Below are 15907 nucleotides of genomic sequence, written 5' to 3'. Positions count from 1 at the left end.
CGTGACAAATTAGTATTAAATATTAACAGATAACTTTCAAGTACACCCCTGTTGATTGTTCCTGCTCCCCTGGCTCAAAGTGATAGCCCCGCCTGTCGAGCGCTGGCAGCTTGGTTACGCGAGAAGTCTTGTCGTTCTGTCTCGGTAATGCTAGTCAGCCGCTCTTGCAACTGAGGGGACTGTAAGCCCTTGGCAAGATTCCGCATCTCAACTGTTTGAGGTGATTTATCCCACAAAGAGTAAGCCCTTTCCAGCTTATTCCATTGCCCTACTTGGTTTTGTCTTTGTTGCAAATGTGCGATCGCATTATCTAGCTTGTTCGCTGTCTGTTCCACCTGGGCGACGGCTAAATCGTACTTTCCATTCCAACTACGAAAAGGACTTTTTTGCATAGCTTCAACGGTCGCTAACTGCTCAGATTGTTGGCTTCCCAAAGTATTGATATAGTCCGTAATCTGTTTAACTTCAGACTCAACTTTTTGTCGGTCAGCTAGAGGTGGAGGACTTGGTGGAGGAGCGTTCAAGTAATTGGTAATATTTTGGTTGAGGTTAGTCAAAGCCCCATCGCTCAGATTGCTCAACTGCTCAACTATCATCAGTTGCTTATAGTACGCCTGAAAATCTGTCTGCATAACTGTTACGGCTTTATCCGTCAAAGGTGTCCCTTGTTTGAACTCGCTACCAATTTCAGAAATGCGGTTGAGATGTTTTTCAGACTTGTTTAACTCTCTGGCGGCTCTGTACCAATCCCGCAGCGTGTTGAGCGATGGGCTAGTTGATTGAAGCGTAGTAAGCATTTCGTTAGTCCGCTTATCAACGCGCTCTACTACTTGCTGGAAAAGCTGCATGGGGTCTACTGTCTCTGTCGCACTTTTAGCAGGCTCTACAGAAGGCACAGAAGAAGTAACCCTTTCGCTGGAAGGTTCTTTGTTTATTAGTGGTGTTTCTACGTGTGGAGTTACAACAGTTTCTTCAACCCCTTGTACAGATTCACTAACTTGACTTACAGTCAGAGTTGGCTCTTTTTCTACTTTGGCTGTACTTTGAGGTACGCTCTTAACTTCAGCAGCAGGAATTGGGCTTAACCCAATATCAAACAGGCTTAATTGAACTCCTTGAGGTTCGGCTTGCGTTTCTTGAGTGCTAACAGAGGACTTACCCAAAGATGATTTAGGTTTGGCGGGTTCAGTTGCTACTGCCTGCTCTGGTGGCAAAGATGGCTCTACAGCTTTTTGTGCTGAAAGATTACTAGCTGAGGTAGTAACGACGGATGCTTCTTCTAGGGGCTGCTCCTTAGAAGAAGTAACAACGGCGGCTACTTGCTCTGACTGTTGGTCAGCTTCTATTTGCTGTAGACTCTCTATCCCTTTTGGGGTTTGTTCAAGTTTTGGTGCTAGAGGCTCTGGATTTTCTACCTCTACTGAAGCTTGCTCTTGTACCAGTGCTGACTGCTGTTTGGTTTGAAGGGCTGATAGCGCAGCTTTGCCAAAACCCTGCTCTATCAGGTTGCGAGAGAATATTTGACCAAAAGAGCGATCTCCATTAGTGCGATACTCCCCGCCTGTTAGTGGATTTTGACTAGCTGTTTGGGTTAGAGTTAATTGTCCTTGGGCAGAGACGTTAAAAACCATCTCCGCATCCATAAACAAATCCCCATAGTTATCAGTAAGGTAATGGGTTAAGTACAATTCTTTTCCATGCCGCTCAATAGTCAAAGGAGTAAAGGGCTGGTTATTAACTTTAAGATGAAAATCATCGCCCTTAAGGATTTCTACAGCTAATCCTGCCTGGTGCAGTAGTTTAGCAATATTTGTCTCTGCTCCTCCACGCTGAATCTTCGGCTCAAGGATTTGTTTATCTGGCGAAACACTGTTTGTAACTTCCGGTGTCGAAGCTAGTGCGTCTGGCGCTGGCAGCGTAGGTGCGGAGGGAGCTATCACACTTAAACTGTCTAAAGCAAAACTGCCTTCAACTACAGGAGTTGTCACTTTTGAGGCTGTAATCTTAGTCTCAGAAGGGGTTGTAGTAGTTACATTAGCGGCATTGAGATCGCTTGCTGTCTCCGGTTCTTTTAAACCTGGCTTTGCAGCTTCGCTTCTCACGCTTTGAGGAGTGCGGGTAACAGGTGTCCGTTCAACATCGGGATTAATTTCATTGCACGGCTCCCAAGATGGCAATTTCTGCCCTGAAAGTTCTCGTGCCACATCCTTATGACTCGCAGCCCCCAAACCCCACTTAGCGCCAAGGTAAGCTAAAACCTCATCCGTTTTATCTGCGCTAACGGTGACAGTCATAACTCCCTTTGATTTGGTCTTATTGCCTTCCCTAACTGACTCAGTTTTGCTAGTAAAGTCCCCCGTCAGTTGCAATAATCCTTCATTCTTGAAATATATCCCGCCCTCAGCAGTGGCTTTGGCAGTTTTGATGATTATGCCGCCAATATTACTTGGTTTGATATCAGCGATAACTGTTAGATTCTCGTCTTCAGTTTTTACAATTCCGACTTTTTGAGTTTTATCAAAAAACTGCTCTATTTGCTCTGCCCCCTTGAGCATGACGGGCTTAATATTCATATCTATTGCTGGGTCAAAGCCGCGCCGCAACAAATAGACTGGATGAATTTGCCCCTGGTGGTCGCTCACCTGGGCAAACTTACCTGTTAGCTCGGTAGCTAAGACCTGTCCCGTTACCAAATAACGCTTCTCCTTCGACTCGCTCTGTCTTTGGTCAAACAGGTCATAAATAGAAACTTCTTGCTTGAGGTTGACAAAACTAGCTGCTGATTCAACTGGCTCTAAAGTTTGACTGCCGCCCTTTGATAAATTCTTTAATCCGATGGAAAGCGATCGCACTCCATCAACAACTAATAGCTTGACCTTCCAGTTAATCGGCGCAGCAGGGTTATTTGCCTTACTTTTTTGTTCTACCGCCGACACTACGCCATACAGGTAGTTTTTGGTTTTATTGTCCATCAAGCGGACAGGTTGACCCACTGGAAACTGTTGCAGCAAAGCGCTAGTCTCAGCTAACGATTCTTTGATACTTCGCTGCTCTTTCTCCTGCTGAAAACTTTTAGCATTTACGTCAAGTTTTGCTTTACTAAGTTGAGTCTGTAGCTTGTCAATCTTTGGTGAAAGCTGTTCTAACTGGGTGTTGAGGAGAGCAGACAATTCCACGTCTTTTGAAGACACCGCAGTATCAAGGCTTTGCTGTAGATTACTTTGTTCCTCTAATCCTGCACTAAGCCTCTGTTGAAATTTCTCTACTCTCTCACTTGCTAGAACTATTCCCGCCTCGCTCAAAGCTTCTTGCCGAGCTAAATATTCAGTCGCGTTGCTACTTAACTGCTCTACCAGTTGGGTGGCTACTTCCTCACCTTTTTCCCGCACGTCGAATAATGCGCCATCGCTCTTATCAGCAATAGGTTCAAAGCCCAACCCCTGCCGCACTGCATTAATAACTTGCTCAGTGGTATTGGGTTTAGCCCCGGTCTTTGCCTTTACTTCAACTAAATAAGCGGGTTTAGTGAAGGGACTATCAACCTCCGGTTTTCCAGGGCTGAGGACTAAACGCGATACTGGTTCGGCTTGCAAATCTAGTTTTTGTGCTTCTAATTCGTTCTCACCCAAGGCAATTTTTTGGGTTAGTAACTCCTTGTAGTCAGAAGTCAAAGTTTCATAGAGCCACGTCTGCCGAGCCAACGAAGGATAGGGCTGCTCCTCTGTTGGAGGAGCGTCACTGGTGAGCATCACTGCTCGACCCGTAACTTTTTGGATTGCTTTAGGATCTTTAAATCCATCAACTCCATTGAGCGGAAAATCTAAAGCTTCATGGAGGTCTGGGTTTTGCTCCATTAAGTTTTGCGCCACTTCATTGCCATAATCATTAATGAAGTCAGGCATATCTGCTAAACCGAAGCTGGAGGAGCTATTACCCGTAGTGTTAGCTTTCAGGTGGCTCATCTTCTTCATTAAGATTGCCACTGCTCTTTCTTCCGTAGGCAAATCCTGACCAACTACCAACTTAAATGCTGGCAATCCAAACGTACCGGGATACTTCCCCCACATTGGTTGTCCTTGCTCGTCTAGCTTGTCAGGAGGATGAATTGCCGGGTTGACTTGTCCGCTACGATGCGATCGCCCAATACTTTGCTCTACTTGGTTAACGTCTAGATGCGGTTGAACGATATACATTACTCGCTGTCTCTGGTCGGCTACTGTCCGAGAGGCGTGGAGGGAGTAGCCTGTCGTAGAGTTGGTAATCACCGCGTCTACCCTACCGTTTTGAAAGTCGTCCATTACCTTCTTTTTCTGCGCCGTTCCCCGTTCTCTGGTTTGGTAAGTGACAACCCCCGATGCCAGGTCTTCCGCCGAGCCGTACTTGAGAATGTGAGTGCGTCCAGTTATTTCGCCAATAGAATGCCCCGCGTCTTCAATTTTCTGCTTAATGTAGTCAATGGGGGAAATAGGCAGCTTGCTCCAGTCGGCGGAAGCGATCGCAACTTCAGCGCGATTAAAAGCTGCTACCCCCTCTAGTCCCAGTTCTGTATCGGTCAAGCGATGAGTGCGAGTTACTTGCTTTCCCGTTAGCTCATCCAAATACGGCTCGGTAATTTTAATCGACCTTGCTTTTTCCAAGTAGCGAGTAAATAATTGCCCAGCATTAATCGTAATGTCATCGCCAACTCTAATTGGCTGCATCGGACTATCGGGAAATTCTGCATTGTGGAGGGCGGCTAATTGGTTGTGGCTATCTACAAAATCTTCAACGGTTGACTCCATTGTATTAAACAGCATTAAAATCGGCTTGCGTCCCTGCTCGATGTCAGCAATTGCCGCGTTTGCTGTTTCCTCGGCTTTCAATCCCAAGGCTGTTACCGCAGTTAGATTATGCAATACGCTCGTAAAAATTGTGCTGGTCGCTCCTGTGTTTCCCAAGGCTGGGTTATTTTTACGTGCTGCTTCCCCCGCGTCAGCATAATCGCCACTAATTTCAGTTACTACTTTTTCCTTAATATAGTCAAAGCGCCAAATTAGGTTAAGAAGCTTTGAGTTAGTTTCTGCTGTTTGTAGGTCAACAGGGTATTTGGCAACTCCGAACTCCACACCTTCGTAAGACTTTTCACAACGGATGCAGCCGCCAGATTCCGCCCACATTGCGAATACCTGTTGCTGCAATGGTACACCGCCTGCCTTGAGGTGGTCAGCAAACCTATCTCGGTCAGTGGCGGCTAGTTTTAAATCGGTAGCTTCATAAAATAGTCGGGCGGCAACGATGGGGTCTTTGATGGCTGTTGCGCTGGATGCTACAAATCCTTTAGTTTCCTTGACTAGCGATTGGAAAAATTCCGTGCAGGAGGGTGTCTGAGACTTTTTTCTATCTGGTTGCGTATTTCCGGCCGCTCCTCCAGCTTTATGGCTTTCATCAAGAATGAGAAAAGTTCTTGGTGCAAGCATCTCTAATAATTCCCGTCGGTCAACACTAGCGGGACCCGTTAGCTGACCATAGGTAGTGAAAACGCAATCGTGTTGTCCAATATTGCCAGATTGGGTATATTTTCTAAGCCTCTCAAATTGATTTTTAGGAGTCTTAATCTCTCCTATTTGCCTGCCATCGTTCGAGCGCAGTGTTAGTTTGAACTCGTTGTTGGTAATTAGTGGGTTAAAATTATTCCCTGTATCTACCGCGTCTCTATCCAGAATGTCACCATACAACACTGAGTCTGCTGTCACAATAGTAGGGATCATTCCTCTCTGCTGGGCGTATCTTGCCAAACCGCAGATAATCCTAGTTTTGCCAATCCCTGTATCATGACCTATTAGGGTGGCTTTGTTCTCAAACTCATGATTGTAGATTGATAAGGCTAAGGAATCAATCTGTTCGGCGGCATAATGGTTGAATAATTCTTCAATGGACGGTTCGTTTAATCTATCGCAGACATATTCATCAATGGTTAATCCTGTTGTTGCTTGGATTTTGTTGAAAACATTATCCAGCCCTTTGAGAGAGGAAGCAGGAGCTAAGGTTGATAAAGAAAATCCTTTGCTTCTTGGTTTATAGGCAACTTGATTTTCGATCAGTTCAAGAACTGCGCTGTTATTAATTTCAGACTCTTGTATCATCTCCGCCATATTACTTAATCCTGAAAATAGTGTGGGTTTGCCTCTACGTTCATCCACATCAACCAGTCCATTAGATTCATATTCTCTAGATAACTCAGTCCTGTCTCTAAGTCCGGGTGAGGAGTCACTGGAAACTGTTGCTCCTCCAATGCTGCGTCCTGTAACTCCCGATAATTCATCACCAGGTAAGAAGCCATTTGATAAGGAGTCTCTCGGCGGCTGCGATCTTCTAAGTACATCGGTAGGTACTGGTTGATCTCTTGCGCTGCCCACCATTCGGCTTGCAGTTCCTCCTCCGGTTCGTAGCTTATCAGCCAATCCCTGATTGCTCCCTCGATTAGCCACTCGACTCGCCGCGTCATCAGCAAGAGATATTCCTCTTTGCTCTCTATCTGGCTCAATGGTTCTGGAAGTACCACCGTCGTCCACAGTAAAGGGGGTGAATCCCCCGCCAGGTTCGATTCCCTCGGTGTCCACCGACGACCCGGCATAAACTCCTTGTAAGGCAATTTCATTATTTTTCTGCGGTTGTATACTTTGCCTGCTTGCATAAACTAAAACCTCCTTTAGGTCTTCATAACTCTCGTAAATACGCGGTGGTTGTACGCCAGGTAACTTAAGCTCAGTTTCACCTCTACCCTCAATTACAATCACATCCACCGGAAAAGTTGTACCCTGCTTGCGATACAAACTCCCCTCTAGAGAAAAGTGATCTGTAACTTTATAACCAGCATCTTTGTATAACCAGCGATAAAATCCTCTGGTTAACTGCGTATTGTATCGCTCGGTGCGCGAACTCTCGTTACCCATCTTCCCACCCAAGATGAGAACGGCTTTGCCATCGGCTTTCATCAAGTCCAATGCCGAAAGTGCGATCGCATGATCTAACTGGCTGGTTGTTAGCCGTCCGCGCTGAAATATCCGAGTTTGTCCTTGGGTATCCTTTACTGAGCCAAAAGGTGGGTTAGTGATAATCCTGTCTACAGCCTCAGTAGTGGGGACAAAACTACTGGCATCTTTTTGGGTTACTGTAAATCCTTGCGCCCTCAATGCCGCCGCGCGATCGCGGTTTAATTCGTTGACAATTGCTTTTTGAGGATCAGCAAGCAACAGCAGCGCCCCATTGCCTGCGGTCGGTTCGTAAACTGTTGTTCCTCTATCAATTTGTGCTAACTTCCCTGCGAGGAAAGCAATAGGAACGGGGGTACTGTAGGCTTGCTGGAGAATGCTTGTACTGGTACGAGTGTTCAGTGCTGGTTGGCGATCGTATAAGTCTAGGCATTGCTCCCAAGTTGCGATGGGATTGTTAGATTGCTGGACTAATTGCCGCGCCGCTAGGATTAAGCCCTGCTCTACAGATTCATCTACGATTTTTGCTATCGGTGTCCCTGGCTCAATTTTCTGGTTCAGAACCGATTGAGCCAGCTTCCTCGCTGAAGTAATTGAGGCAAAATTATCGCCATTGGTAAATCCGTTAGCGAAAGCTGTTACTAATTGCTGGTGCAAAAATACCACCTCAAACAAATTAAGTTGGCTTTGGGCTGAACTATTTAGGCAGACGGTTGACTAGAACTTCGGAAGTAGCGTTGGAAATAGCGTAAACTAACTCTCCATCCCATCTCATTTCCATCAAATCCGGTTGATGACCAAGTGGGAATAAGATTTCATGACACTTGTTGCCATCTTCAATCCGTAGCACTTCAACACCGTCAAAATACATTTGGACGGTTCGCGGTTGGCTATTCACGGGTGGTATTGGTGATTGAGCGGAGCAAGCTTTAACTTGCGGTTAGGTGGATTTTTGCACTATGTTAAAGGTCAAGTCAATCTGAGTTTACTTTTTGCAATATTAATTTCTAGGTACTTTACCCTCAGATGATGATTAAGATTTGGTTTAAACTAGCACCGAAGCCTACGCTAGCAGAAATTGACTCCCAAAAGAAAACCGGATTTGTCCCAGTGGCAGCAAGGCGGATTGTGGAACGCTCAAATGCTTGGATAGAACGTTAACAGTTATTGAGCAACGCCAAAATTCTTATATTCCCTAATATATTTAAATGGAAAAGGGATTACGGTACTTTGCCCAGTGCGGACAAAATCTGTATCCATAGTCGGAAGGAGTTGGCTAAATATAAGTTTCGAGTCGTTCACTGCAACAATTTTACGAAGATGACAGGCATCTTTGAAAGAAAACTGTACACTTTCTCTTCGCCCCCCAACAAAGTAATAAGCCTCTTTTGCAGTTTCACCAAAATATCTTATGTTAAGAGAAGCGTCGAATAAATCTTCAAGACTTTCTTTCTGTTTTGGAAAACTAAGTCTAATTTGATGCTGAGTCAAAAGATATTGTCGTAATTCAGATGCAACATTTGTATTCTTTCCTAACTTATCATTCAAAACTTTTCGGAAGCTGGTTTTATTTAATTCGCTGCTACCCAGTTCTATCAACTCTTCAATAGATAATATTAGTTCATCACTGTCTTTCTTGAAAACTTTAGTCATAAACTCTTGTAGTAATGCTGCCAGATCGGTTCCAGTGCGCTTGTTTTCAGGAAGCTCGGTATTAACTTCATTAATAATAGCTTCAATTTTAGTAAGATCGGGAAGGCTAACTTCATCAGTACATAATATCTGATTTATGTCATTTGTATCAGAAATAACAAGACCTTCCAATGTCTTAATCTTGTTCCCATAACTATCAATCATTAATTCTCTATATTTTTGAAACTTTTGATAGTTAAAGATATCCTGATAATCTATTTTGTAAAATTGGAAACTACCATCTGGAAAAATTTCCATAAAGATAACATTACTTGCATTTTCATCCCAAGCAGCAAAAGTCCAAACTCCAGTTAATTTTAGTTTAGCCCAATCAAACAAATTTAATGTGCGAGTGCTAATATCTCGTTTTATCAGTAGCTCTTTAATACTCGTTTTAAGAGTAGCATTAGTTATAGCTTCAATTGATTTTATTGTAAGATGTTGTCGATAGATTAGATCGGTTGAAGGGATATATTCATCTTCCAAATTCATTTTTTCGTAGTAATCTTCAGTGTGAATTATTCTAAAATTTAAAGCGCCTTCTTTATCTTTTTTACTATAAGAAATGAGCTTTTCATCAGTGACATAGTTAGGATAAAGGAATATTTTTACAGCATTTATTAAATCTTCAGACTCTTGATTTTTGATTTTATCAGTTATATTAATTAGCTGGTTATCAAGTAATGAGCGAAGTTGTTCTGGCTTTTTCAGCAAAGTGTTATTGAGTTCAATAGTCTCATCAACTTCAATATTATGAAAACCAACATTTATGTATTTTGACAAATCCTCGCTAACTTTGGATATAACATTATGCAAAATACCTGCGCGACTTTTGTAAAATCTATCAATATTACTAAAATCAAGAAAGGCTGCAGATGCTTTTTTCCCTTTTAAGCCACATTCAATATATATTAATTTTGCATCAACTTCCCCATCACGGGGTAAATGCCTACGAAGGCTGTTAGTTGCTAATTCAACCCTATAATAAGGTTTTTCAAGAGCATTTTTAAGTTCTTCCTTACGTTTGTTATCATTAGTCTTTTTTAATTCTGCAAGAATAGAAATTTTTGTCCGGTAACGAACAATTTTTACTTCTAATAAGTAGTCTGAAGTTAAAGTCACTTTTGCTACATCAAGATAGTCTTTGTTTTTACCTTCAAAATCTTGCACAAGTAATAATGAGCCAGTTAAATTGCAATAATGGTATTTAGCAAAACGCGATTTTGAGGAAGACAGTGAGTTTAATAAAATCTGAGCCAGCCATGCTTCACAAATGCACTCTTCAGGATCATGTTGTGAAATGCTTGGAAAAACCTCAGTAACAGCATTATCGTCAAATTCTTTGTTCACCCTAATACCCTCAAGAAGTTGATAAACATCGACTGGTTTTTTAAACATGGCATAAGCATATTTTCCATACTGAAACATAACAGCATCAGCATTGAAATCTTTACCAATAAAGTAATCTAACTCTGCTGCCCCATTCCAATTTTTTTTTCGTTCGCGACTAAAACGAATAAATACAAAGTCATCCCTAATAGCGTCAACATCAAAATTTATTTTCAAACGGTTCGTAGAAATACTCATCTCTAAAGTTCCTTCACAATAAATTCAAGTGCTTCGTCATCTACTTTATTATTTTTACAGAGGTAAGGAACTTCAATTATTTTCCTATCAGATGAGATTTGTGGATGAAAAATTGTATTAGAAGAACCAAGAATATTGATTATAAAAACTCGCTCTGCTCGAACAGTTGTCATTTTAGTGCGGATTTTACTAATTAGGTCATTAGCTTGTACGGCAACCCGATCATTCCAAAACTTGAAATCTATATAGATATTTGTATCAGTTTTAAAGTCAAAACGCTCAAATTCATCTACTTGCAGTTCTAAAAGATTAATATTTAAAAGTTTATCAAAAATATATTTTCCGCATACTTCGCCTAATGCTCCTTTATAAATATTGTTAAACATTGGTGGTGTCAGCATCAATTCAGATTCGGGGAATGTTGTTGCCCAACCAGAATCTACAAATAAATTGTGTAAAATATCAATTTTCATCAAATTTGGAAGATAAGCAGATTTCTCACTCACTTCCTTTACTTCTTTTTTTCCGTATTCATTACAAAAGAAAATTTCAATATCTTCATAATCTTCTGTTTGTGAATAAATGTATGAAGAAGCAGGTTGTTTTACTTTAAGGTAAATAGGGTTCCACTTAGGATTAGATTCTGCCTCTTTTTCTACCACAGGTTGAATGAGGACTTGTTCTCTAAGTTCTTGCCACGCTTTAACACTCTGAGGTGTCCAAGGCGTACTCAATTGGCGGCGTATATAAGCAGAAGTTTGATTACTTCTATTAGATGCACGATTTTGTATTTCTATCAAATCTTCAGATTGCTTAGTTGATGAATTAATGGATTTAAGCAGAGCAGCATATTCCCGAATAGGAATCACATCTTCTGGTAAACATAATCCAGTTAAATGTTTTCGGATTAAAGTATCACAGAGAATATGAATAGTTGAAGCTTTCATATTTGTTCGGCATATTCGACCTATAGCTTGAATAACTATTTTATTTACATAACGTGAATAAGCATTAGTATTATATAAGTTTTTAAAGTTATGATTTATCTTATTACTTCCTCCCAAATAACGTTTAAAAGCTTCATCTAACTTGCTTCTAAATGTATTTAGTGAAATAGCTCCATTTTGAACTAAAAATTCTAATTGAAAAATATACTTAATAAAATTTTCATGTTCAATACTTGCCCTAGAAATATTAACAAGCAAATTTGTGGGATTATCTAAATAAATTCCATTAATGTCCATATATTCATGCTTAGGAAAGTCATTGATATGTATTGGTTTGACATCAGTAGGAACGGGAAATTGTAAATTTTGTCCTATTCCACTTGTCTGATAAGATGAAATAATAAAGCGGCGCTTGTTATTCTTGAGGTCATTTAGTATTTGTGCTTTCTTTTCCTCGAATTCAACTCCACTAAGTACAACAATAGTTTCTGAAACTTTATCATTTATAAACTCTTTATTCCCATCTAGTAATAATTCAGCGTACTCATATAATATATTAAGATCAAAGTCTAAGTCATTTAGCTTAGGTATTTTAGTAAAAAAGCAAATAAACGCATGACAATCATAGTTTTCTAAAAAATATTTCCATGCAGTTAACACTTTTACATAACGAGAAAACACAAATTCTTTATACGGTTTTTCATTATCTATTTTGAACTGAAGAGTGTTCCATAAATGATTAGCTGCTGTTTCGTCTTTTAAAAGGCTTTCAAGTTTTTTAATAGCTTCTTTCTGTGACTCTACTTCAATAAAATTAGTTTTTATTTTAATTTGAGCATATCCTTTGGTTGCTTCAAAATATGCGTTCTTTAGCCTAACAAGAGTATCATGCTTAAGACGTATAAATGAATCCCCTAACCGAGATTTTAAATACTCAAGATCATAATTTCCAATGTTTGTATAAAGCCCAGCAGTCGCAGAAATGCCGACAACTATAGCTTTTGAACAAACTCCAGCCAAAAAAGATTCTGGTGTACGGCTGAAGTTGAACATATATATTTTTGATAAGGTATCATGCTCATCACTATCAACGATATCGTGGTAACGAAAGCCAGTATCATAAAACCCTTGACGTTGGATGCTTCCTTTATCGGTTCGCAGTCCATACGGCAAGTCACCTTCGATAATATTACTCGTCAAAAATTCAACATCTTTACTATCAAGGCGAAAATGATTAAGAACTGTTTTAATAGCAGATTCTAGGGGAAAGGCTTCGTGAATGCTGTCATCTTCCTCTTTCAAATGGCGATAATTCTCTGCTAAATATCCAATACCTGTTTGAAAATAAGTTAAAAATCCTGCAATATCTCTTAATAATGAATGAATATCGATCCCGACTGTTTTTGTTTTAACATCAAAAGCCTGAATCCAATTTGTACGATTCTGTGAATCTTCAATAATTTCAATACGCTTATGGCGATCTAACACATTATGAAATTGATAATCATAAAATAAAAAATCTCTTTTATTTGTCGAAAAATTTTTATGTGATTTACAAGTATGCTGTAATTTATATGTATTGAATATGCGATCTGCTTTATCTCGAAAAGATTCAATCTGCTTTCCTAGAGATAACCAATTCTTCCCTGCGGATTTTTGCTTACGCCATTTAGATTCTTTAAGTAGCCCTTCAGGGCATTCATTTTGCATAAGATGATTGTGAATATTCAAGAATAAATCTAGAAGATCCACACGATGGCGCAAGCCTGACTTAATAATATTGTTGAGGACAGATTCTTTAGTGGTATCAAACTCATCAATAAAAATGACTGATTTATTAATTAATCGTTCATAGAAGTAATACGACGGCTCAACAAGTGTCGAGTTTTTAGTGATGAACTTATCCATACTAAGGAATAAAACCGTTCTTTCATCTGTAAATACTGCGGGATACAATTTTCCAATCCATTGATATTCTTGATTGTTTTTTATAGCTAATAGCCGAGCCTTTTTTGTTTTGAAATTTTCATTTAACGTTTTTTTAATAAATTCTCGGAATGCTGGTTCAATATCTCCACGAATTTCTTTTTCAAGGGTAGATTTTACAGATTGAGGCAACTGGCTATTCTTACATATTTCTATATAAGATTTTAAACGCAGATAATTTTCGGTTTTAAACTTTTCTGGAATTTCATCCTCGATTAAAGTTAAATTAGTAATAACACTCTGAGAATTAGAATCAATAAAAAGAACGTAGTCTTCAAATTCATCTCTATTGTTATTTGCAATAAAATGCTTTCTTAAATCCTCAATTGGCAAGTTTTTCTTGAGATTCGTAATAAAAATAATTTTTCTCTTTTGAAAAGCAAACTCCTTATAATTAGAATAGATAAATTTAATAACGTTGTATGTTTTGCCAAAACCAGTCGGCATACTCAGGAGAAGAAGCCCAGGATTAATTTGTTTACAGTACTCGTTTAATATTTCTTCCATATCATTTCCAACTAATTTAGTTCAGTTTAACTTAGAGGTAATTAACCTAAAATTAATTTATTAAATAAAAAGCATGACTGTTACACTTTAATATTTTATTCCTAGAATCATTAGAAATAGTTAAAAAGTAACTAAACTCAACTTTTTAAGAGGGTTTACTCTTAAAATTGACAATAGTTGCAAATCATGTAATCTTGCCTTACTAAGGTAACGATAAAGATAGCTACAAAAAGTTTTCCTTAATTTCCCTGAGTAATATAGTCCAGCCCCCTTAAAAGCCACTTCAGCACTGTGGTAGATTTTACGCTTCCAAACACTGCTTGATCAGCACTAATAAACTAGGACTGCTGGCAACTAATCCCTGACTTGACACTTTCGGAAGACTAGAATTGTAAGCTACTATTGATAGGAATTTTAGTAAAGTTGCTACAAATTAATTCATCTGTTATAAAATTAATCTTGAAGGGCATATGACTCAAGCTTTTCCAAGGTCGAGTTTATTTTTTCCTTGCCTAGAGTGACAAATTAAGGATAGGGTGCAATTTCATCAGGGGTATCTCCCCTAAAGCTTAAATGATCGTAGTCCCAACGCTTAAGAAAACGTAAATCGTCAATAGAAACGTCAGCTTCAGATACAAGCAAACTCTGTGCAACATCTATACCTGGACATTGACAAAACTCAATTTCCAATAAGTCAATTATACTCTGAGCCTCTCGGAGCAAAACAGGATTCTCAAATGTCTCGCATTGCATAGTTGCTTTTATAATGATCTTATACATATCATTGCCTTGCACCTCTTCATCCGCCCCTGCAATATAAATAGCTGTAATTTCTTTGCCCTTCTTTTTAAATTTTTCTGCTATCTTTTTTTTAAATTTGTCAGTAATTCTATTATTAAAAGAGTCAGGAAAGGCTGCTCGAAAGTATCTTTTCGATATCCATAAACAAACTTGTTTTATTAAACTTGCTTCTAGCTGCCTTTCTGAGTTAGGAGAGTCATTTAATAATAATTTGCGAGGTATAAAAACTCGATCGTGAACACAAATTTCATATAATAGTTGTTCTGGCTGAAGTTCAAACTGAAATTTACGGGGATTCTTACCCCAAAATCGGGAAGCATTTTCTGTAGTAACAGAACGAGCAAGTACAACTTCTATTTCAGGTTCATTTTCAAAGGAGTCATGAACTAAGTCACAATCGTGAGTTACTACGATGAGTAAATCTGATTCATTTGCACCCTTTATAATTTCTTTTTCACTTTCACTTACATCTTTTATAATTTCATCGTTATTCTGTAACTGTATAACCATATTTTTAGACAAAATACAGCCTTGCCGCCAACCTAACTGAGCAATACACATTTAGGATTAGTTTTTAATACTAATGAGAATTTTTGTAAGTCAGAATCCATTAAATTTTATTATTTTTTTAAATCTTATTATTCTGTGTCAGCATCAATGCGTTTCCCTGTTAACCAATTTATAGTGTCCTCACTCTCTTTAACCTTTAAATTATGTTTTGCTACCAGTTCGCGCACACTAGATTTCCTTTGTAGATTTTGCAAAGGCATATTTCGCTCTTGAGCAAATGACTTTAGATGAGCAAATATCGCTTGCTCATCTAAAGTATCCTCTGAGAGTAAATCAACGACAGACTTTCCATTTATAAGTAATTGTCTTACCGTCTTTCCAAGTGGCATAGACAAAAGCTTGTCCCAATACTGTGCTATGAGAAAAATTTTATTCAACCGCTCTCTATTAAATGGATGAGGTTCAGAACTAGCTCCAATCCATGAGTAAACTGTTTGACGTTCAACTCGAAGCGTTCTAGCCATTTCCTGCATGGTAAGTGAAAGAGATGAGCGGATATTGGACACAATATCTTCTACGCTATAGATAGGTTGATTTCTATTAGCAGTAGCTTCAGCTAAAGGAGATTTTATGCTGTATGGCACGTATCCTGCTGTACGAGTAGAAGCCATCCTATTTATAGTTGGTGATACAAGTCCGCCTGTGCCAATTATGATATCTTCTTCTATGCATTCTGCAAATGATCTATTTACAGTGGTTGAATTTGTATAAGAACCCCGAAGTGCTATAGGTGTATTTCCTATAAGTACGTCAGCAGTAATTATAGATAAGTAATTAGTAGTTATTTCTGTACTTATGTTTCGCTCTTTATGTAGACCAGATTCAGCTAATGTAGTAGACATATAA

7 protein-coding genes are annotated in these 15907 nt (G+C 39.2%); 1 reads left to right on the top strand and 6 read right to left on the bottom strand.

All coding sequences use genetic code 11. From position 1 onward, the window contains the following. Positions 1 to 74: 74 nt before the first annotated feature. A complete protein-coding gene (locus SYN7509_RS0221910) occupies positions 75 to 7628 on the bottom strand; it encodes a DUF6908 domain-containing protein (protein WP_148298161.1) in 7554 nt (2517 codons plus the stop codon). A gap of 40 nt (positions 7629 to 7668) precedes the next feature. Then, positions 7669 to 7869 carry a hypothetical protein gene (locus tag SYN7509_RS29895; protein WP_148298159.1) on the bottom strand — a complete coding sequence of 67 codons (201 nt, stop codon included), beginning with the start codon at positions 7867 to 7869 and terminating at the stop codon, positions 7669 to 7671. A 128-nt stretch (positions 7870 to 7997) separates the two neighbouring features. Between SYN7509_RS29895 and SYN7509_RS31465 the strand changes: the two genes are divergently transcribed. Further along, positions 7998 to 8132, top strand: coding sequence for a hypothetical protein (locus tag SYN7509_RS31465; RefSeq protein WP_009631109.1), 135 nt, complete (start codon positions 7998 to 8000; stop codon positions 8130 to 8132). A 3-nt stretch (positions 8133 to 8135) separates the two neighbouring features. On the opposite strand, the gene SYN7509_RS0221895 is transcribed toward SYN7509_RS31465, so the two are convergent. The 4 genes from SYN7509_RS0221895 to SYN7509_RS0221880 form a co-directional block, all read right to left on the bottom strand. Then, positions 8136 to 10250, bottom strand: a complete 2115-nt coding sequence (locus SYN7509_RS0221895) for a hypothetical protein (protein WP_009631110.1) — start codon at positions 10248 to 10250, stop codon at positions 8136 to 8138. Between the two features lie 2 nt (positions 10251 to 10252). Then, a complete protein-coding gene (locus SYN7509_RS0221890; RefSeq protein WP_009631111.1) occupies positions 10253 to 13690 on the bottom strand; it encodes a hypothetical protein in 3438 nt (1145 codons plus the stop codon). Between the two features lie 525 nt (positions 13691 to 14215). Next, on the bottom strand, positions 14216 to 15052 hold the full coding sequence (locus tag SYN7509_RS0221885; RefSeq protein WP_009631112.1) for a hypothetical protein: 837 nt from the start codon (positions 15050 to 15052) through the stop codon (positions 14216 to 14218). Positions 15053 to 15129: 77 nt separating this feature from the next. Beyond that, positions 15130 to 15903: a hypothetical protein gene (locus tag SYN7509_RS0221880; RefSeq protein ID WP_009631113.1), complete on the bottom strand. Its 774-nt coding sequence runs from the start codon at positions 15901 to 15903 to the stop codon at positions 15130 to 15132. Positions 15904 to 15907: the final 4 nt, after the last annotated feature.

This window comes from Synechocystis sp. PCC 7509 (assembly GCF_000332075.2).
GTDB lineage: Bacteria > Cyanobacteriota > Cyanobacteriia > Cyanobacteriales > Chroococcidiopsidaceae > Aliterella.
Note: the sequence above shows the minus strand (reverse complement) of the source record. Positions and strands in the feature narration are given on the sequence as shown.